We start from the raw sequence: 20070 nt of genomic DNA on the forward strand, positions 1-20070 counted from the left end.
CATTTATTATACCATGCAAAAAAGCGTCCTTAGACGCCCCCTTTAATTGGTATCATAGAAAATATCAATAAAGTTCTTTCACTTTTTCTTGAATACTTTCAGTTGAGATAAATTCATCATAGCTTGTATCCACACGATCCACAGCACCCTTAGCGGATACCTCAATAACATGGTTAGCTGTCGTTCCTAGGAACTCGTGATCGTGTGATGTCATTACAATACCACCTTTAAAGTTCACAACTGCATCATTTAACGATTGGATTGATTCAAGATCTAAATGATTAGTAGGATCATCCATCAATAAAACATTGGCTTTTAACAACATCATCTTAGCCAAAGTAATACGTACTTTTTCGCCACCAGATAATACCTTGATTTGCTTCAAAGAATCATCCCCACGGAACAGAAGCTGCCCTAACATGCCTCGTAAACTTGTATTATCTTTTTGTTCCTCTTCAGCAAAATCACGCAACCAATCTAAAATTGTTGCCTCTTGATTTTCAAAGTTATCATTTAAGTCTTTAGCAATATAAGATTGTGACGTTGTGACACCCCAACTTACTGTACCCGTATCTGGGGTTAAAGTTCCGGCAATAATTTGCATCAATGTTGTCGTGGCGAGGTCTGAACGAGACAAAATCGCAATTTTATCACCTGGACGTCCAATAAACGAAATATTATCTAATACTTTTTCACCATCAATTGATTTTGAAACATTTTCAACGCGAAGCATGTCATTCCCCATATCGCGATTCATAGGGAAATTAATAAAGGGATACTTACGCGATGACGGTTTAATATCATCTAGTGTGATTTTATCCAATTGTTTCTTACGAGCTGTCGCTTGTTTCGATTTTGAAGCATTAGCTGAAAAACGTGCCACGAATTCTTGTAATTGCTTAATTTGTTCTTCTTTTTTAGAATTTTGTTGTGAAGCTAAGCGCTGTGCTAATTCAGACGATTCACGCCAAAAGTCGTAATTACCTACAAATGGTGTAATCTTACCAAAGTCAACATCCAAAATGTTAGTCGACACAGCATTTAAGAAATGACGATCATGCGACACAACAATGACGAGGTTAGGAAAATCAGCCAAGAAATCCTCAAGCCAGTTAATCGTTTGTACATCAAGCCCGTTTGTTGGTTCGTCTAATACCAAAATATCAGGATTACCAAATAATGCTTGTGCCAACAAAACCTTAACTTTATCATTTTCGGTTAATTCACCCATAACCGTGTCTTGCATGGTATCTGGTATACCTAATTTACTCAACAATTGTCCTGCTTCAACTTCTGCGTTCCAACCATCAAGTTCTTCAAATTCGGCGCCTAAATCTGCAACGCGTACCCCGTCTTCATCACTAAAGTCTGGTTTAGCATAAATAGCGTCCATTTCTGTTTTCACTTCATACAAACGTTTATGACCTTGCACAACAGTATCTAACACTGTAAAGGCATCAAAGGCAAAGTGATCTTGTTGTAAAGATGACAAACGTTCCCCTTCACCAATTGCAATAACACCTTCTGTTGGTTGTAGTTCACCTTGTAGTAATTTTAAAAAAGTTGATTTACCTGCACCATTGGCACCAATGATGCCATAGGTATTGCCAGGTGTCAACTTCAAGTTAACATCTTGATATAATTTAGGTCCAGCAAAGCTGAAACTCATTTCTGAAACTGTGATCAATTAATTTTCCTCCATTTTAAGAACACGTGCGTGGTACTTAAAAGCCGATAAATGTATATTAATGTAAAAATACCTCTTATAATTATAACAGAAAAAGCGCGAATCATCGCGCTTTTCATAATAATATCATGGCCACTCTGTCGTATACCTGCTTCTAAGACCTAAACCCGCCATCTACTGATATCGGAAATTCTTTGTCAACAGATGTTTCTACAACATGAAACCCATTTTCCACCGGAATAAGGTTTTCATCTGGGTCGTCACGTGTATCACCAAAGAAGGTGAACAAACTTAACACAACATATAACAGCCCGAAGTATATCCCATATTGTATTGGTACAAGATTAAGCCACAAAGTGGTCACTATAGAAAAGATAGTTGGTACCAGAACAAGTATAAATGGTGAGTAACCCCGTCTACGCACTTCATATCCGAGATAAAGTGTGTACAGACTATTAATAATAAGATACAGCCAAATCACTTGATTAATTTCTCGCCAACCCAATTGTTTACCAACAAACGGTAAGCCTAACCCAAGAAGGAGTGCCATGAGCCATTGATAGCCGTAATATTTTTTAAAAGCTTTTTTCATAAGCAACCACCCTTTAAAATCACACTTTTGAATATAATAACTAATTCATAAATCATCTCATTAATTTATTATAAACTATTCATTTAATTCCCGCAAGACGCTAATTGCTGACAAAACGTAAAGCGGCGCTGTTTCTGCACGCAAAATGCGTGGTCCTAATCCTGCGGCCTGATAGCCATTTTCAATCAACAAATTAATTTCTGATAGCGTTAAACCACCTTCAGGACCTAACAAAACATGAACATGCGCCTCTTTAGGTAGCTGATTAATCACTTTAACCAATGTTGCAACCTCACCTTGCCGTGCAGATTCTTCCCAAGCGACAATACCCGCTTTTTTAGGTAAACGAACGACTTCTTCCCAAGGCAAAAAATCAACCATCGGTACCATCAATCGGTGTGATTGCTCCGCTGCTGCCTCAGCAATTTTTTGTAAACGTAACCCTTTTTTTGATTGTTGCTTTTGCCAATCCGCTACAGTACGTGACATATTAGTAAAAATAATTCGATTAACGCCAAGTTCCGTTGCTTTCTGAACAAACCAATCTGATCGATCATTTTTAAGGGGTGACACAATCATTGTAACTTCGATAGGCAGTTCAACTGCATCATTCAAGCGCGATACAACCGCTAAGGTCATTGTTTCTGAATCAATGGCTATCACCTCACCAACCACAACCTTTTTTGTACGACTCACAAACTCTGCTTGCGAACCGACACGTGCACGTAAAACTTTACCAAAGTGCTTAAAAATGTCTTGATCATGTGTTAAAACAATATGGTCATCATCAATAGCTTGTTTTAAAAAATAACGCTGCATGAACTAATACTCCTCAAATTGTGCTATATAACTATGCCACTCACCCATTTGTGATTTTTGGATAATTTTATAACCATGAGTACGTAACTGAGACTCAATATGTTGTGCAATAGCGTCATAAATACCAGAAATCAAAAAATAGCCCTTTGGTTTGAGTAACGACAACGTTTGTGGTATTAAACGTTCAATCACATCTGCTAAAATATTGGCAACTATGATATCAACCGGTTGCGTGTGGACATCTACCAAGAGATCACTCGTTATCACTAAAACATCCTCAGCCACAGGATTGAGCAACAAGTTTTCTTTTGCCACGTGCACAGACATCTCATCAATATCCGTTGCAATGACGGAAGCAACACCCAGATGCTTAGCAGCAACTGCTAAGACGCCTGACCCAGTACCGACGTCAATCATTGATTCTCCACCACGTACCACTGTTTCTAACGCTTGAATCATCAACTGAGTTGTTTCATGTGTTCCTGTACCAAAAGCTAATTTGGGATCCATTATAACTGGCTTTTCTTCTGATTGTTGTGGTACAAACTTTTCCCAAGAAGGAACAACTGTGATATGACGCGTCATGCGTTGAGCATGATAATATTGCTTCCAGTTATCTTCCCAATCTGCTTGAACAACGCCATTGAGTGAAATGGTTGCCGGAGAAGCATCAATACCAAATTGTGGTAATCGGTCCAAAGCTGTTGCGATATATGAGACTATCTTTGGTAAATTAGCATCATCCTCATAATATGCGATAACAGACACAATATCCGAATCATCCACTTGCACCCCTTCCGCACCTGCTCTTAACAAAATATCAGAAACGGCTTCGATAGCCTCATTTTTTGTCGCTACGTTTAAAGCTTGCCAATTCATATCAAAACCTCATGTGTAATAACAACCTTGCCAATTGTATGCCCTGTTTCTACTTCTTGCGTTGCGTGTTTTAGGTTTTCAACTGTTAAACCATTGTAAGTTTTCTTCAAGGTTGAATGAATGACCCCACGATCTAATAATTCAGCGATTTCGTTAAGTGCATCTCCTTGTGCTGCCATATCAACGCCGTAATTTCCTTTAGCAAACATAAATACCCAGCTAAACTGTGCCCCAATATTTTTTAATGGTGCCATATCAATCGGTTCAGTCGTTTCAACAATAGAGGCTATTCGGCCAAAGGGGTTAATTGTGTCCAGTACTAGTGGCCAATAGGCATTGGTATTTTGTAGTATAGCAATATAATCAACCTTATCTTGTTTAATTTGTTTTAACTGATCATGTAGATCTTGATGATAATCTAAAATATAATCTGCCCCTAATGATTTGACCCATGTCACAGATTCAAGACGCGACGCGGTTGTAATCACAGTCATACCGAGATATTTTGCTAATTGTATTAATGTAGATCCGACACCACCCGCACCATTTATAATCAAAATGGTTTTACTAACACCAACATTTTCGATTAAGTCAAAACCAAAGGCATCATGTAAAATTTCAAAAGCCGTAATTGCGGTTAATGGCATTGCGGCAGCCTCGGCAACAGTAAGATTAATTGGCGCATGACCAACCAGTAGTTCGTTAACAACTTGATAACTTGCGTGTGATCCCTGCTGAGTTTGAACACCAGCATAGTAGACTTTGTCATCAATTGAAAACTTCGTGACCTCTGCACCAATGGCTATGACTTCACCAACGGCATCAAACCCTAAAACGCGGAATTGCCCCTCATTTTTATAATTTTGACGCATTTTTATGTCAACTGGATTAATGCCACTTGCTGTAACCTTGACCAATATTTCATGAGGACCTGGTTTTGGCCGGGATATTTTTTTTTCAATAAAAACGTTTGGATCATCAATGTCTAAAGCCCGTTCAAAGCCAATAGCACGCATTTTTTTATGACTAAATGGCCAATGACTTTTCATTTTATCAAAAAATATCATATTTATTCTCCTATTCTGCCAACCCACTGTTCAACACATTATTTAGTGTCTCTTTTGTTACTTGATAACCGCCCTTAAAAAAATGGTTAGTATACAATAATTTTATTTCACCATTTTTTTTGGAAGATGTCGGCACTTTTTGACCAACAATTTTTTTCCAATTTGATGCAACCAAAGCATATTCAACTAATCGAAACTGCGCTTCACTCAAGTTAGCTATTTCGTCAGGACTTTTTTTGAGTTCTTGATTAACAAAGGTTTGTACCCGTCTTTGCGCAATTACTAAATTGATAGGTGTCACTGTGTAATTCACCGTAACATTGTGGTATTTATCAAAAGATATCTTACTAATTTTATAATCTCGCGCATGTTGAAGTGTCGTCAGATAGTGATTTGACAATGCTGACATGACCGCCTGCTTCTCATATAATTTCCCTGAAAAAGCAGCATCATTAGCCACTCCTTCACTTGTTTCAACTGCCTGTCGTATACTGTCAGTCATCTCTTTTTGCCAATTTTCAGATGATACTGGCAAAATATCATCTGAAAATGGGGTTGTCATTTGACCCGTTAAGCCAAATTCCAACACTGCTTTTGCATCTTTTTTTGCCATCCTAACACGCTCTTTTTGTGTAACACCATCGTAGTTAAAACCAATTGCCATAATTGCAAACCCGACAATAAAAAACAGCATGGCGAACGATAAATACATCATAATTTTGATACGCTTTGTCATTTGATACTTTTGCACTTCCAAATGACGGTTTACGCGAGAACGCTTAGACGTATTAGTTTCCTCGTGCATACTGGTTGTCGTCCTCCGTTTTCAATACTGCCATGAAAGCCTCTTGCGGTACTTCAACCGTGCCAACAGATTTCATACGTGCTTTACCTCGTTTTTGCTTGTCCAATAATTTGGCACGACGATCAGGATCACCCGTGTGAATTTTAGCCGTCACATCTTTACGATACGCCTTAATGTTTGTACGTGCTAAAATTTTAGCACCAATGGCAGCCTGTACAGGAATTTCAAAGTTTTGACGAGGAATTATTTCTTTCAACTTTGAGGCGATAATACGGCCGCGTTCTACTGAAAAATCACGGTGCACAATAAAACTCAAAGCATCTACTTTTTCAGAATTCAACAAGATGTCAATTTTAACTAAATCAGACTGGCGATATCCTGAAATTTCATAATCTAAAGAGGCATATCCTCTTGTACTTGATTTTAATTTATCAAAAAAGTTGAAAATGATTTCAGACAGTGGTATTTGGTATTTCACGTTAACACGCGTCTCATCCAAATACTCCATCGTATCGAATTCACCACGTTTACGCTGCGCCAACTCCATTACCGCGCCAACGTAGTCATTTGGCACCATAATTTGAGCATCAACATAAGGCTCTTCGATATATTTAATTTTTGAAGCTTCAGGCATTTCGGATGGATTTTCAATTTCAACCAATTCGTCATCATTAGTCATCACATGGTAGGTAACCGAAGGTGCAGTAGTAACTAAATCCAGATCAAACTCTCGCTCCAATCTTTCTTGAACAACATCCATATGTAATAAACCAAGGAACCCAACACGATAACCGAAACCCAATGCTTGCGATGTTTCTGGTTCAAATGTTAACGCTGCATCATTTAATTGCAACTTTTCTAGTGCCTCACGTAAGTCAGTGTATTTAGCATTGTCTGAAGGATAAAGGCCAGAATAAACCATAGGTGTCATTGGTTTATAACCTGACAAAGGCTCACTAGCTGGATTATTAACCAATGTGATTGTATCACCTGAATGTGTTGTATGAATATCCTTAATGGCTGCTGTGAGATAGCCGACGTCCCCGGCCATCAAATAGTCACGTTTTTGAGCAATCGGTGACATGACACCAACTTCATTTACTTCATATTCTGCGCCAGTATTCATCATTCTAATTTTATCGCCTGGTCTCACAATACCTTCACGCACTCGCATATTAACAACAACACCACGATAAGCATCATAAGCTGAATCAAAAATTAATGCGCGCAATGGTGCTTCTAAATCACCTGTTGGTGCCGGTAAATCTGTCACAATTCTTTCGAGCAGTTCAGGGATGCCGACGCCTTTTTTGGCTGAAGCTAATACAGCATCTGATGCATCAATTCCAATAACATCTTCAATTTCCGCACGGACTTTCTCTGCATCAGCCGCTGGTAAATCAATTTTATTAATCACTGGTAAAATTTCTAAATCATTTTCCAATGCCAGATATACATTAGCCAACGTTTGTGCTTCAACACCTTGCGCCGCATCCACAACTAAAATAGCGCCTTCCGCAGCTGCCAGTGACCGAGACACCTCATAAGAAAAATCCACATGCCCTGGTGTGTCAATCAAATGAAAAATATAGGTTTCACCATCCTGTGCATCATAGTGTACCTCAACAGCATTCAGTTTAATTGTAATGCCCCGTTCGCGTTCTAAATCCATTGTGTCTAACAATTGGTTTTGCATATCACGTTCAGCAACCGTGTGCGTCTGTTCTAAAATACGATCTGCGATGGTTGATTTTCCATGATCAATGTGCGCTACGATTGAAAAATTGCGAATATGCTTTTGCCGTTCTTTGAGTTGTTCTAAATTTATATCTGTCATTTTTTTATCACGCAAAAATGCGTATACTTTCAATTATTCTGTCTATTTTATTTTATCATGAATGGCCATAAAAAAACGTGATCTAAGTCATTTATGACATTAAATCACGTACAATTATTGTGTTGCATCGCCTATTACGTTCACTGATATTCAAAACAACTTGTTGCTTATTTAATCCTTTATTTCTAAACGTGAATGAGACGATCATTAATTTTTTGCTTTATTTAATAACAATATTTGATAAGTCACCTAAACCAACGGCTAATCGATGAATCAAATTTAACTGAGCATAACGATTATTCTTAATTGTTTGATTATCAACGTTAACCATGGTCTCATCAAAGTAATTAGCAATCGGCATTTGCAATGCAGCCAATGCCTGATAAACTGCTTCGCCACCTTGACCTTCTACATCCTGCAAGTCAATTGCTTTTGAAGCCGCATACAGTTTACTTTCAGCGTCATTTTCAAACAAATTTTCATCAACCAGATCATGACTGATTTGTTTAACGGCTAAACGAGAAACACGCGTTAATGATTCAATCACTTCACGGAAATTAACATCATCTGCATGTTTGGCTAAAACTTGCGTGCGGTCAGCAATGTAAACCACATCCGTACTACCTACCAGTGCAGTACCAGCAGACACAATATCTTGGCGAATACCACGATCTAATGCGATTTTACGGACACGATCAAAAATAAATGCTAGCACTGCCGTTAAATCAGCATTTTGTGTCACTTCACCAGTATTTGTGACAAACACATCTAGTACCGGTTTTAACGCAACATGCCATTTCTTATTTTCAAGTGTTCTCACGATACCAGTCGCAGCACGGCGCAAACCATAAGGATCATTCGAACCCGTTGGCATAAGGTTAGCCGAGAAAAAAGTTATAATGGCATCTAATTTATCAGCAATCGCCAACACAGCACCGACATCAGTCGTAGCAACATCCCCATGAGCAGATGTTGGCATATAGTGTTCTTTAATAGCAACAGCTACAGCGGCATTTTCACCAAATAATTTGGCGTAATGTTCACCCATAATACCTTGCAATTCATCAAATTCACCAACCATACCAGTCATTAAATCAAATTTATAAATTTCTGAAGCACGAGCAAGATCTGCTTTTTTTGAATCATCAAAATTAAGACTGGCCGCCAGATCTGCTGCTAATTTGCCAACACGCTGCATATGTTCGTAGACTGTGCCAATTTTTTCATGAAAAACCAACTTTTTGACTTTTGCCATACTATCCGCAATTGTTTTTTGTTGATCCTCATGATAAAAAAATTCTGCATCTTCTAATCGTGCAACAAGCACTTTTTCATTACCAGCAATCACATTACTGAGATTTTCAGCATTGCCGTTTCGAACCGACAAAAAGTTTGGCAACAACGCACCTGATTGATCTGTCACATAGAAAAATCGTTGATGTTCACGCATCGAGGTCATCAATACCGCGTCTGGTACTTCTAAATACTTCTGATCAAAACTACCAGAAAATGCTGTTGGCCATTCAACAATGTTGTTTACTTCTTCTAGTAAATTTTGTGCTGCATCAACATCAAGTTGTAATAACCAATGATTTTGCGTAGCAATCATTTCAAGTTGGCGACGTATTTCAGATTTACGCCCCTCAGCATCAACTAAAACATATGCCGCTTTCAATGTGTCAACATATCGATTGGCATGGCTAATTTCAACGTGTTCATGAGATAAAAAACGATGGCCGCGTGTGAACCGGCCTGTTGAAACTTCCAAAATACTAAAGTCAACAATCGCTTCATCTAGTAAGGCAACAAGCCAACGAATTGGTCTAACATACAGAAAACTGTTGTTTGCCCATTTCATATAAGTCGTGAATTTCATCTGTGATACGACTTCATCACCAATTTTAGCTAGAATTGTTGCTGCTGCTTCACCTGGCGTATGTTTTGTTAACCAAACATACCCCTCCCGTTCTTCGAAATCTTCAGGTGTCGCACCTTGCCCTCGAGCAAATCCCTGAGCCGCCTTTGACCAACCGCCTTGTTCGTCTTTCGCGCGATTAATTGCTGGACCACGCTTTTCTTCAGATAATGATTCAGATTCTAAAGCAACATCAACTAGTTGAAATGCCAGACGACGTGGTGTTGAAAATGGTTTAATCTCACCCACAGATAAACGGTGTTCTGCCAAAAAAGCCTTGGTGCGTTCAATCAATTGTGCTTCCGAACTGGTAACCAAATGTGCTGGCATTTCTTCTAAACCAATTTCTAATAAAAATGTTGACATGCTTTATTTTCCTTCCTGCTTTGCATACTTACCATTTTCTCCCAAATACTTATCCCGTAGTTCAATGTCTTTAAGTAACGGAAACCCCAGATCCGCACGAGCTTGGATAAATACTTTTGATACACGGCGTGCCATTGTTCTGATTCTATGCAAGTAACCTGCACGCTCTGTGACAGAAACTGTTCCGCGCGCATCTAATAAATTAAATGTATGTGATGATTTTAAAATATAATCGTATGCTGGGTGTACTAAGCCTAATTCTAATAGATGTGTTGCTTCTGCTTCGAACTCATCAAAATGTCTGAGCAATACTGTTTGGTTCGATTCTTCAAAGGCATATTTTGAATGTTCATATTCTGGTTCTTTGAAAATATCACCATAAAGAACACCATTACCCCACTCCAAATCGTAGACAGTTGGCACATCTTGGATGTATGAAGCTAAGCGTTCTAAACCATAAGTGACTTCTGCTGTCACCGAATCGACTTCAATCCCACCAACTTGTTGAAAATACGTAAATTGTGTGACTTCCATGCCATCCAACCAAACTTCCCAACCAATACCAGCAGCACCCATTGAGGGGTTTTCCCAATTATCCTCGACAAAACGAATGTCATGTTCAAGTGGTTTAATACCCAGTGCCTCTAACGATCCAAGATACAGTTCTTGAATGTTCGCGGGTGAGGGTTTCATAACAACTTGAAATTGGTGATGTTGAAAAAGTCGATTAGGATTATCCCCATAGCGACCATCAGCGGGTCGACGTGAAGGTTGCACGTAAGCTGCATTCCAAGGCTCTGGTCCATTGGCACGTAAAAAAGTATACGGTGATTGTGTTCCAGCACCAACTTCATTGTCATAGGCTTGCATCAGATTAGCGCCTTGTTTAGCCCAGTATTGTTGTAATGTTAAAATAATATCCTGTAATGATAATTTATGTTCTGTCATTTTTATTTCCTTACTATTTTTAAAATTTATTACCAACCACAGGTTGGTATTTTTTATAATCGATCCTACTTAATATCAAACGAATTAGTAGGCCATAAATATATTTTTTGAATATTCCTTTCCGACAAAAAACCGCGCGTCCACAGTCACCAATGCCAAAATACATGACATCAGGACGCTTGCGCGCGGTTCCACCTGATTTCCGAGAAAGTTTTCTCGACACTCGACTGTTTACAAACTCCATCATCGCCACATGATCTCATAGTCAGTAAACTTAATATACTTATTATGCACGTCATTAATTAAAACGTCAAGTCTTTCAAAAATTCAAACAGTTGACTGGTAAGTGTTCGATAATGAATTAATGATTAAATTTAATAGCGGCTTAGAATCAGAAAACACATACATCACTCGAATATGTCCATCGGGCATATACCATTCTAAATAACTCATTTCTGTTCTTTCACCAGTTGTCGGTACCTGGTATGTGCCATCAATACGCCAGACGTCAATTTCACCTTGTTGCTTTAACTTAAAATGACTCTGTCCTAATATCTTTTCAAACGGAAAGCTAGACGCATCCACGCCAAATCCTTGACCTCTTGTACTCGTCATGATTGTCGCATTCTGATTTGGTGTGTCAAGTGACCATTGAAGTGATGTGCTATCCTGTTGCCAATTGCCTTGTACTTTAAAAAATCCAAAGTCATCATCTCCTAACAACATTTCTGGTAACTGTCGATAGTTTACCGTAGTCGAGTCATCGGGCAATGCTTTCACCTGAATCTCAGGTATTTTGGATGACGTCGATTTGGTTTTTGATTGGCTTGGCACTGGATTATTCGATACAGCAGAAGATAAAATTGAGTCGATAACTTCTGATTGGTTTGAAGATGTTTTAGTAATGCTCACCACTGTATTTGTTCTTTGCTTTTGTATCTTTTGCAATAACGTATTAATTGTGGTCATTTGTTGAGCCAATACCATAGTATTTAAACTGATTATTGCAGATACCATCACAACAAAAAAGGCTATAAAACTAATCTTTTGATTTATCTTTAGAACCGGCGTCCAATATGCTGAACGCCGGGCTAACAAGAAAATCAAGCTACCAATATATATCAGTAACAGTAAAGGTACCAAAATTAACAAACCAATGGCACTGAAAAAGCTAATAATCACGCCAATTAAAACCGGACTGAGTAGCACAATAGAAATAGCTTGTTGTGACAATCCTGTATCCCGTAACCGACGAATAAATAGTGATAAATTTGGTACAAAAATTAACACATTCAATATTGAAGATAATCGACTTAGCAATACCCATTCGTTGAAAATACTTCCCACAACGAAAGTTAGCATTGCCAAAATAAAATTATTGATAGTTTGGACAAACCAAAAATCTAAGCGGTAAGTCCCACCATTAAAATTAAAGGCTTCTTGCCAATACCTTAAATATCTTCTCAAAATAAACAACCCCCAAATAAAAAACTCGACTCAGCGTCAAGTTAATATTATAGCTTATATCAAATAATATTCGTTAGGCCTCAATCAGCCTTATACCTTATATCGTCAATAACTCTTTCTCTTTATCAGAAGCAATCGTATCAATGGCTTTGATATTTTCATCAGTAAGCTTTTGCACATCATCTTCCGCATGACGTGCATCGTCTTCAGGTAATTCTTTATCTTTTTTGACAGAATCCATCGCATCACGGCGGACATTACGAACAGAAACTTTTGCTTTTTCAGCTTCTGCCTTCACTTGTTTGACCAAATCCTTACGACCTTCTTCAGTCATTTGAGGAATTGCCAATCGAACAATGTTACCATCCGAAGCTGGGTTTAATCCTAAGTCCGATATATTAATTGCACGAATAATTTCTTCTAATACGGTCTTGTCAAATGGCGTAATCATCAAAATGCGTGCTTCGGGAACAGAAATTGAAGCAACTTGATTAAGTGGCGTCATAGCACCGTAGTATTCAACTTCTATACGATCTAAAATATGTGGATTCGCGCGCCCTGTACGAATACTACCAAGTTCACGTTGTAAAGCATCTTGGGCACCTTGCATACGCGCCTTGGCATCTGTTAAATTAAAAGACATTATTTTCCTCCTGTAACTGTTGTACCAATATTTTCACCTAATACAACTCTTTTCAAGTTGCCCGGTGTGTTTAGATTAAACACGACAAGTGGCATGTTATTATCCATTGACAATGAACTTGCTGTTGAATCCATTACTTTCAATCCACGTTTCAAAATATCCAAATGTGTTAATTCTGAAAACTTAACAGCATTCGCATTCTTATTTGGATCAGAATCATAGATACCATCAACCCCATTTTTACCCATCAAAATCGCATCAGCATTAATTTCGTTTGCACGTAATGCCGCTGTAGTATCTGTTGAGAAATAAGGTGATCCTGTACCTGCTGCAAAAATCACTATGCGTCCCTTTTCGAGGTGTCTTATCGCGCGTCCACGAATGTAGGGTTCTGCAATTTGCTGCATCGTAATGGCAGTTTGAACACGTGTATCTACACCCGCACGTTCTAATGCATCTTGCAACACTAGTGCATTCATCGTCGTGCCAAGCATGCCAGTATAATCAGCACGTGACCTTTCCATGCCAACTTGTGCAGCAGGTTCACCACGCCATAAATTACCACCACCAACAACAATTGCAATTTGTGTTCCTAGGTCATGTACTTCTTTTAAATCTTGCGCAATTTCAGAAACTGTATCAAGATTAATTCCTTGACCTTTCTCTCCAGCCAATGCCTCACCAGAAAGTTTCATCAAAACACGTTTATACTTCATATCAGTCATGATTTACCTCATTTTCTACTTAGTCAATTATACCAAAAATGTCCCACAAAAAAAGTGCGTTATTATGATATAACACACTTTTTATTTATTAGCCGAGTTGCTTGGCAACTTCTTCAGCCAAATCAGTCACTTTCTTTTCAATACCATCACCAACTTGATAACGTACAAATGACTTTACTGTACCATTTTGTGAAGCAATAAACTGCGCAACTGTTTGATCACCATTCTTGACAAAAGCTTGATCTAACAATGAAATTTCAGCCAAGAATTTCTTGATACGTCCTTCAACCATCTTTTCTTTGATGTTATCAGGCTTACCCGCCAAATCTTCAGAAGCCAGTTGAACTGACTTTTCTTTTTCAACAACTTCAGCCGGTACTTCGTCGTCCGAAACGTACTTAGGAGCGATCGCCGCAACGTGCATTGCAATATCGCGGGCTGCTTCTGATGACGCACCATCAACAACAACTAGTGATGAAATTGAGCCAGCTAAATGTGAGTAAGCACCAAAATTTTCAGTATCAGACTTTTCAACAACTGTGAAGCGACGTAGCGTAATCTTTTCACCAGTAATTTGTGTTGTGCCAATAATTTTGTCATTCAATGTCTGCCCAGCTTCAACTTCAAGTGCCAAAGCAGCTTCAACATCTTTTGGTGAAAATTCAACAATTGTGTTGGCTACAGCCTTTAACAAATCATTAAATTCAGCATTTCCAGCAACAAAGTCAGTTTCTGAATTTAATTCAATGATAGCAGCTTTATTACCGCTAACGGCAACATAAGTCATGCCTTCAGCAGCGACACGGTCGCCCTTCTTAGCAGCCTTAGCCATACCTTTTTCGCGAAGCAAATCAATTGCTTTATCTAAGTCACCGTCAGATTCTACTAAAGCCTTCTTAGCATCCATCATACCAACAGACGTCTTATCACGTAGTTCTTTTACTTGTGCAGCAGTAATTGCCATTATATTGCTCCTCTAAAATAATTTATGATTTTATTATAACATGCTTTTTATATGTTCCGGACAAATAAAAATGCCACTCTGCGTCCCAAACAGGTCCGCAGGAACGGCATTTGTCATTAAAATATTAGTTATTGCCTTCTTCGACAATGTTAGTGATTTCTTCGATTGATTCTGTATTTTCGTCACCCGCAACAAAAGCATCTTCAGGTGCTGAATCTTGACCTTGACGACCTTCGATAATCGCATCAGCCATCTTAGCAGTAATCAAACGAACAGCACGAATAGCATCATCGTTAGCAGGAATTTTAACGTCAACCACTTCAGGGTTAGCGTTTGTGTCAATCATTGCCACAACTGGAATGTTCAACATATTTGCTTCCTTAACGGCAATTTCTTCCTTCTTAGGGTCAACAACAAACAATACGTCTGGCAAACCAGGCATATCCTTGATACCACCCAAGAATTTATTCAACTTTTCACGTTGCTTGTTTAACAAAACAACTTCTTTTTTAGGCAATTGTTCAAATGTACCGTCTTCGGCCATTGTTTCCAAGTCCTTCAAACGTTGGATACGTGTCTTGATTGTATTCCAATTTGTTAAAGTACCACCCAACCAACGATGATTGATAAAGTATTGACCGGCGCGCGTTGCTTCTTCAGCAATCGCGTCTGAGGCTTGTTTCTTTGTACCAACAAACAAAAAGTTAGCATCATCAGTTGATGCATTACGAATAAAGTTATAAGCTTCATCAACTAACTTAACTGTTTTTTGTAAATCGATGATATGGATACCATTACGTTCTGTAAAGATATATTCATCCATTTTTGGGTCCCAACGACGTGTTTGGTGACCAAAGTGAACACCTGCTTCGAGGAGTTCTTTCATTGAAATAACTGCCATAATATATAGTCTCCTAGGTTTTTTTCCGCCGACAAATTCGACGTTCATACTGACATTTCTGCACCTATATGAACTTGTTTGCCGTGTGTATTTGTTGTAAATCACAACACTTAACAGTATACGTTATTTTGTGTAGAATTACAAGCTGTTATTGCCAAATACTGGAATCAAGATGATGTTCAGTTAAGAATAATTCTTTCTGTTTTCTGGTCAGTTTTTTGAAAGCAGCTTCTGCATGTAATGCATCATGTTTAGTTTCAAATGATTCTTCATAGATTAGTTTTAAAGGATGTCTTGATTTAACGCGTGTGAATTTTGCCCCTTTACCCGATTCATGGGTTTTAAATCGGCGCTGAACATTATCAGTGAAACCACCATAAAAGTAACCATCTGCAGTATATAAGACATAAAAGTAATATAGCTTCATCATGACCACGCTTGACCATATAATATCTCTTCTACTTGCGAAGTATAATTATTTTCTGGCGTATAAGCAATAATTGGCGGCATAATGCGCACCCCTCCTGGGCGACCTGCTTTAATAGCCTCAACAAGAACCATATTTGCCTCACGATCGCTTTTGCCATAAACAAATTGCATACGCTTAATCCGCAATTTTCGTTGCTCAAATGCGGAAAAAACATCCGTCAGCCGGTCTGGCCGATGAACCATATAAAATTTACCATTATTTTTTAATAACTTATTGGCAACTTGAGCTAAACCAGGCAAATCAATTGTTAATTCGTGCCGTGCAAGTTCATAGTGCGTATCATGATTAGTCTTTGTCATTTCATTAAGTGGGAAGTATGGTGGATTTGATAAAACAGTTTCCACTGATCCAGGTTGAATATCATTAAAAATATCTTTCATATCAGATAACAGGACACTAACACGTTTTTGCAAACCATTCATTTCAATGCTGCGTTGTGCCATTTCAGCTAATTCAGGCTGAATCTCAACTAGCTTAATTTTGCCGATGACCTTTGGTGAATAAAAAAGACCAACGGCACCTGTGCCAGCACCTAAATCAACCGTTAACCCAGCACCTTTACCTTTTACCCCAGCAAAGTGGGCTAATAATATGGCATCTAAGGAGTAAGAAAACATATCGGGATTTTGGATAATATGAACATTTTGCGAAGGTAAGCCATCAATACGCTCTCCTTCTTTAAGAATTACTTCAGTCATTGTTTTTTTCTCGCTTTATCGTGTAAAATTAATGAAGATAGTTTATGAGGTGAATAATAATGAAATTTTATGATTTTCTGCGTGGTATAGCTGTAAGTATTATATGGGTTATCAACGGACGTATCAAGTACATGAATCGTGATCGTATCCCTGTTAATGAAAATTATATTCTTGTCGGCCCCCATCGGACCTGGTGGGATCCTATTTGGTATGCCATTGCAGCCTACCCAAAACACTTTATTTTTATGGCCAAAGTTGAATTATTCAAATTTCCACCATTGGCTTGGTTAATAAGATCTGCTGGTGCGTTTCCTGTTGACCGAGAAAACGTCGGACCGAGTGTTATTAAAGTTCCAGTCAATGAACTCAAAAAGGGTAATCGTTCATTAATTATGTTTCCATCAGGTTCTCGACATAGCGATGAATTAAAATCCGGTTCCCTCTTGATTGCCAAAATGGCGGGCAAAGCCCTTGTTCCTACAGTTTACCAAGGGCCCGTCTCATTCGGTCAGTTATTTAAAAGGAACAACACAGTGATTAATTTTGGTGAACCAATTATCATTGATCGCAAAGACAGATTGAACAAAGAAAACATCGCTAAATATACTGAGTTGATTCAAGAAGCATTTGATAATCTCGATCACGAAGTGAACCCTGATTGGGTATACCTGGATCCCAAACGCGAAAAAAAATAAGCCAATTGGCTTATTTTTTTTGCGCTTGTTCGCTTTGTTGCTTCATTTGAGCCATCATTTGATTCAACTTTTTCTGTGATGGCTTTTGTCCCATTGACATCATCATCGATTTCATCATTTCTTCTGAAATTGGTGGATTCTTTGCTAAATAACTTTTCATTGAGTTACGCGCTAAGAAAAAACCAGCTGCCAATCCGATAACCAAGGCTAACACTGCAATCAATATGACAAGTCCAATACCTATATTCATAGTATTCCCCTTACTAAATTTCTAAAACTAATTATAGCATAAACCACAAGACGATAATATCAGAAATATGCTGTTTTTTTATTTAAAGTAAGAACAATTAGCATATATGCATTTTATCCACACATTTTTTTAAAATCAGCTTAATTTTAAAGAAATAGTAAATTTTCGCAATAAATTTATTACCAAAATACAAAGAAACGAACAAATGTTTGATTTGTTAGAGATTGTTCGTTATAATAATAATATATTAAATCGAGTAGAATTAAGGACTAAAACCCCATATGGCAATTCAAATTCAAGAAAGTAAACAACTTCAAGTGCTCCGTTTTATCCATGAAGCACAAATAACAAACGGTTACCCACCTACAGTTCGTGAAGTTGGTGAGGCAGTTGGCTTGTCATCGTCATCGACCATTCATGGTCACATTGAACGTTTGGTTAAGAAGGGTTATCTTTTAAAAGACGCCTCAAAGCCTCGCGCTCGTGCGATTGAAGTCACTGATTCAGGTCTCGAAGCTTTGGGTGTTTCAACAACCCCAGGTCGCATCCCAGTTCTTGGACTTGTAACAGCTGGAACACCTATTTTAGCTGTTGAAGAAGAGGCAACTGAATTCTTCCCTATCCCTGATAATTTAATGCAATTTGATGGTGATATGTTCATGTTAAATGTTCGTGGCAATTCCATGGTCAACATTGGTATATTAGATGGTGATAAGGTTATTGTTCGTAAACAAGATAATGCTGATAATGGTGATGTCGTTGTGGCAATGAACGATGACAATGAAGCCACTGTCAAAAGATTTTTCAGGGAAGCAGACCACTTCCGTCTCCAACCGGAAAATGACGCCATGTCTCCCATCATTTTGCGACGTGTATCTATTTTAGGAAAAGTTATTGGTCTCTATCGTGATGCTATTTATTAAGACACAAAAAACTCGGATAAATTATCCGAGTTTTTTTGTGCTTACACTTACCACTGCTTAGGATTAAGTTGCCACTGTTTTAGCGTTGTTATTTGTGACTCATTTAGTTCACCACGTTTAATTGCTGCAGCCATTAATTGCGAATAAGTTGTCAGCGATTTAAACGTGAGGTTTGCCCGTTTAAAATTAATGACACCTTCAGGTAACTCATATGAAAAAATTGAGACGACACCAATCACTTCAGCACCTGCTTGACGTGTGGCTTCAACAGCCCCTAATACTGAACCACCTGTGGAAATCAAATCATCAATTAACACAACTTTTTGCCCTGCAACTGTTGCCCCTTCTATCTGTCGACCTGCTCCGTGATCTTTTGGTTTTGAGCGAACATAAATCATAGGTTTATCCAAAATATCTGCAACCCAAGCAGCATGTGGAATTCCTGCTGTCGCGACACCACCAATGATGTCAACATCCCCGTACGCATTTTGAATCAGATCAGCCAGCCCTCTAAAAATATTTTGGCGCACTTTTGGTACACCAATAGTCATGCGATTGTCAGTATAAATCGGACTTTTAATTCCTGAAGCCCAAGTGAAAGGTTCATCTGGAGCAAATTTAACCGCACCTATGGCTAACAAATCGTCTGCTACTTGTTCTGCGTAATTCGTCATCTACTTACTCCATTCTTTTAACACACGTTCATAGACTGCAATAGGTTGAACTGCTTTTGTAATCGACCGCCCAATAACAAGACCGGTTGCACCATTTTCATGTGCTGCCTTTGGTGTCATAATACGTGCTTGGTCGTCAGCTTGATCACCAGCCAACCGAATACCTGGTGTGATTCTCAAAAACGAATCACTTGTATTTTTTTTAATCAGATTGGCTTCCAACGGCGAACTAATTGTGCCATCTATACCACTATAGTAGGCTAACTTTGCCAAATGAATAACACTTTCTGACATACTAGCATTAGTCAACTGTGTTTCCTGCATGTCCATTTCCGAAAATGAGGTCAATTGCGTTACAGCAAGTAGCTTCATATGCGCACCTTTATTTGCTACTGCCGCGCGTAACATCTTTTCGCCACCTGCGGCATGCACCGTCAAGTACTGAACATCTAATTTTGCTAAGCTGGCAACTGCATGCCCAACTGTTGTGGGAATATCATATAATTTTAAATCTAAAAACACATCAAACTTTTGTTCACGTAGTTCCCTGATAAAACTGGGACCTTCAGCATAAAATAATTCCATGCCAACCTTTAAGGCTGGTTTAACGATTCTATCGCGATATGGTAACAAAAAAGTATTTGCTGCTGCTGCATCTGGAAAATCCAATGCGATAAATACTGGCTCTATCATAAGTTCCTTCCCTAAACATACAATTTAAAAAT

General features: G+C 38.4%; 21 protein-coding genes. 2 read left to right on the forward strand and 19 right to left on the reverse strand.

Annotated features, from left to right (window positions below):
- Positions 1–64: 64 nt before the first annotated feature.
- The 16 genes from LKI_RS01525 to LKI_RS01605 form a co-directional block, all read right to left on the reverse strand.
- A complete protein-coding gene (locus tag LKI_RS01525; protein WP_013102369.1) occupies positions 65–1687 on the reverse strand; it encodes an ABC-F family ATP-binding cassette domain-containing protein in 1623 nt (540 codons plus the stop codon).
- A 154-nt stretch (positions 1688–1841) separates the two neighbouring features.
- Positions 1842–2279, reverse strand: a complete 438-nt coding sequence (locus LKI_RS01530; RefSeq protein WP_013102370.1) for a hypothetical protein — start codon at positions 2277–2279, stop codon at positions 1842–1844.
- 75 nt (positions 2280–2354) lie between these two features.
- Positions 2355–3098 carry an RsmE family RNA methyltransferase gene (locus tag LKI_RS01535; RefSeq protein WP_013102371.1) on the reverse strand — a complete coding sequence of 248 codons (744 nt, stop codon included), beginning with the start codon at positions 3096–3098 and terminating at the stop codon, positions 2355–2357.
- A 3-nt stretch (positions 3099–3101) separates the two neighbouring features.
- Positions 3102–3977, reverse strand: coding sequence for a 50S ribosomal protein L11 methyltransferase (prmA, locus tag LKI_RS01540; protein WP_013102372.1), 876 nt, complete (start codon positions 3975–3977; stop codon positions 3102–3104).
- Positions 3974–5044, reverse strand: coding sequence for a zinc-binding alcohol dehydrogenase family protein (locus LKI_RS01545; RefSeq protein ID WP_013102373.1), 1071 nt, complete (start codon positions 5042–5044; stop codon positions 3974–3976). Before LKI_RS01545 ends, prmA begins: the two co-directional genes overlap by 4 nt.
- A gap of 10 nt (positions 5045–5054) precedes the next feature.
- Positions 5055–5849: a hypothetical protein gene (locus tag LKI_RS01550; protein ID WP_013102374.1), complete on the reverse strand. Its 795-nt coding sequence runs from the start codon at positions 5847–5849 to the stop codon at positions 5055–5057.
- Entirely contained in the window at positions 5833–7686 is a 1854-nt protein-coding gene (gene lepA / locus LKI_RS01555) for a translation elongation factor 4 (protein WP_041762733.1), read from the reverse strand. The genes LKI_RS01550 and lepA overlap by 17 nt, the downstream gene beginning before the upstream one ends.
- A 220-nt stretch (positions 7687–7906) precedes the next feature.
- Positions 7907–9967, reverse strand: a complete 2061-nt coding sequence (glyS, locus tag LKI_RS01560; protein WP_013102376.1) for a glycine--tRNA ligase subunit beta — start codon at positions 9965–9967, stop codon at positions 7907–7909.
- A 3-nt stretch (positions 9968–9970) separates the two neighbouring features.
- The gene (gene glyQ, locus LKI_RS01565) at positions 9971–10915 is read right to left on the reverse strand and encodes a glycine--tRNA ligase subunit alpha (protein ID WP_013102377.1); all 945 of its coding nucleotides are present in this window, start codon (positions 10913–10915) and stop codon (positions 9971–9973) included.
- 327 nt (positions 10916–11242) lie between these two features.
- Complete coding sequence (locus tag LKI_RS01575) at positions 11243–12382, reverse strand: DUF805 domain-containing protein (protein WP_013102379.1); 1140 nt, start codon at positions 12380–12382, stop codon at positions 11243–11245.
- Positions 12383–12479: 97 nt separating this feature from the next.
- Entirely contained in the window at positions 12480–13025 is a 546-nt protein-coding gene (gene frr, locus LKI_RS01580) for a ribosome recycling factor (protein WP_013102380.1), read from the reverse strand.
- Entirely contained in the window at positions 13025–13750 is a 726-nt protein-coding gene (gene pyrH, locus LKI_RS01585) for a UMP kinase (RefSeq protein WP_013102381.1), read from the reverse strand. The genes frr and pyrH overlap by 1 nt, the downstream gene beginning before the upstream one ends.
- An 88-nt stretch (positions 13751–13838) precedes the next feature.
- Positions 13839–14714 carry a translation elongation factor Ts gene (gene tsf, locus LKI_RS01590; protein WP_013102382.1) on the reverse strand — a complete coding sequence of 292 codons (876 nt, stop codon included), beginning with the start codon at positions 14712–14714 and terminating at the stop codon, positions 13839–13841.
- A gap of 124 nt (positions 14715–14838) precedes the next feature.
- Positions 14839–15615 carry a 30S ribosomal protein S2 gene (rpsB, locus tag LKI_RS01595; protein WP_013102383.1) on the reverse strand — a complete coding sequence of 259 codons (777 nt, stop codon included), beginning with the start codon at positions 15613–15615 and terminating at the stop codon, positions 14839–14841.
- A gap of 148 nt (positions 15616–15763) precedes the next feature.
- The gene (locus tag LKI_RS01600) at positions 15764–16042 is read right to left on the reverse strand and encodes a GIY-YIG nuclease family protein (RefSeq protein ID WP_013102384.1); all 279 of its coding nucleotides are present in this window, start codon (positions 16040–16042) and stop codon (positions 15764–15766) included.
- A complete protein-coding gene (locus tag LKI_RS01605) occupies positions 16042–16803 on the reverse strand; it encodes a tRNA1(Val) (adenine(37)-N6)-methyltransferase (RefSeq protein ID WP_013102385.1) in 762 nt (253 codons plus the stop codon). Before LKI_RS01605 ends, LKI_RS01600 begins: the two co-directional genes overlap by 1 nt.
- Before the next feature lie 59 nt (positions 16804–16862).
- On the opposite strand from LKI_RS01605, the gene LKI_RS01610 reads away from it, so the two are divergent.
- Positions 16863–17498 (forward strand): lysophospholipid acyltransferase family protein, encoded by a 636-nt coding sequence (locus tag LKI_RS01610; protein ID WP_013102386.1) that lies wholly within the window; start codon positions 16863–16865, stop codon positions 17496–17498.
- A 10-nt stretch (positions 17499–17508) separates the two neighbouring features.
- Here the strand turns inward: LKI_RS01610 and LKI_RS01615 are convergent, their stop codons facing one another.
- Positions 17509–17748, reverse strand: coding sequence for a YneF family protein (locus LKI_RS01615; protein ID WP_013102387.1), 240 nt, complete (start codon positions 17746–17748; stop codon positions 17509–17511).
- A gap of 281 nt (positions 17749–18029) precedes the next feature.
- Here LKI_RS01615 and lexA point away from each other — a divergent pair, with 281 nt between their 5' ends.
- Entirely contained in the window at positions 18030–18671 is a 642-nt protein-coding gene (gene lexA / locus LKI_RS01620) for a transcriptional repressor LexA (RefSeq protein ID WP_013102388.1), read from the forward strand.
- Positions 18672–18718: 47 nt separating this feature from the next.
- Here lexA and pyrE read toward each other — a convergent pair whose 3' ends face one another.
- Together pyrE and pyrF are read right to left on the reverse strand one after the other, a co-directional pair.
- Positions 18719–19345, reverse strand: coding sequence for an orotate phosphoribosyltransferase (gene pyrE / locus LKI_RS01625; RefSeq protein ID WP_013102389.1), 627 nt, complete (start codon positions 19343–19345; stop codon positions 18719–18721).
- Entirely contained in the window at positions 19346–20038 is a 693-nt protein-coding gene (gene pyrF, locus LKI_RS01630; protein ID WP_013102390.1) for an orotidine-5'-phosphate decarboxylase, read from the reverse strand.
- Between the last annotated feature and the right edge of the window lie 32 nt (positions 20039–20070).

The organism is Leuconostoc kimchii IMSNU 11154 (genome assembly GCF_000092505.1).
Taxonomy (GTDB): Bacteria; Bacillota; Bacilli; order Lactobacillales; family Lactobacillaceae; genus Leuconostoc; species Leuconostoc kimchii.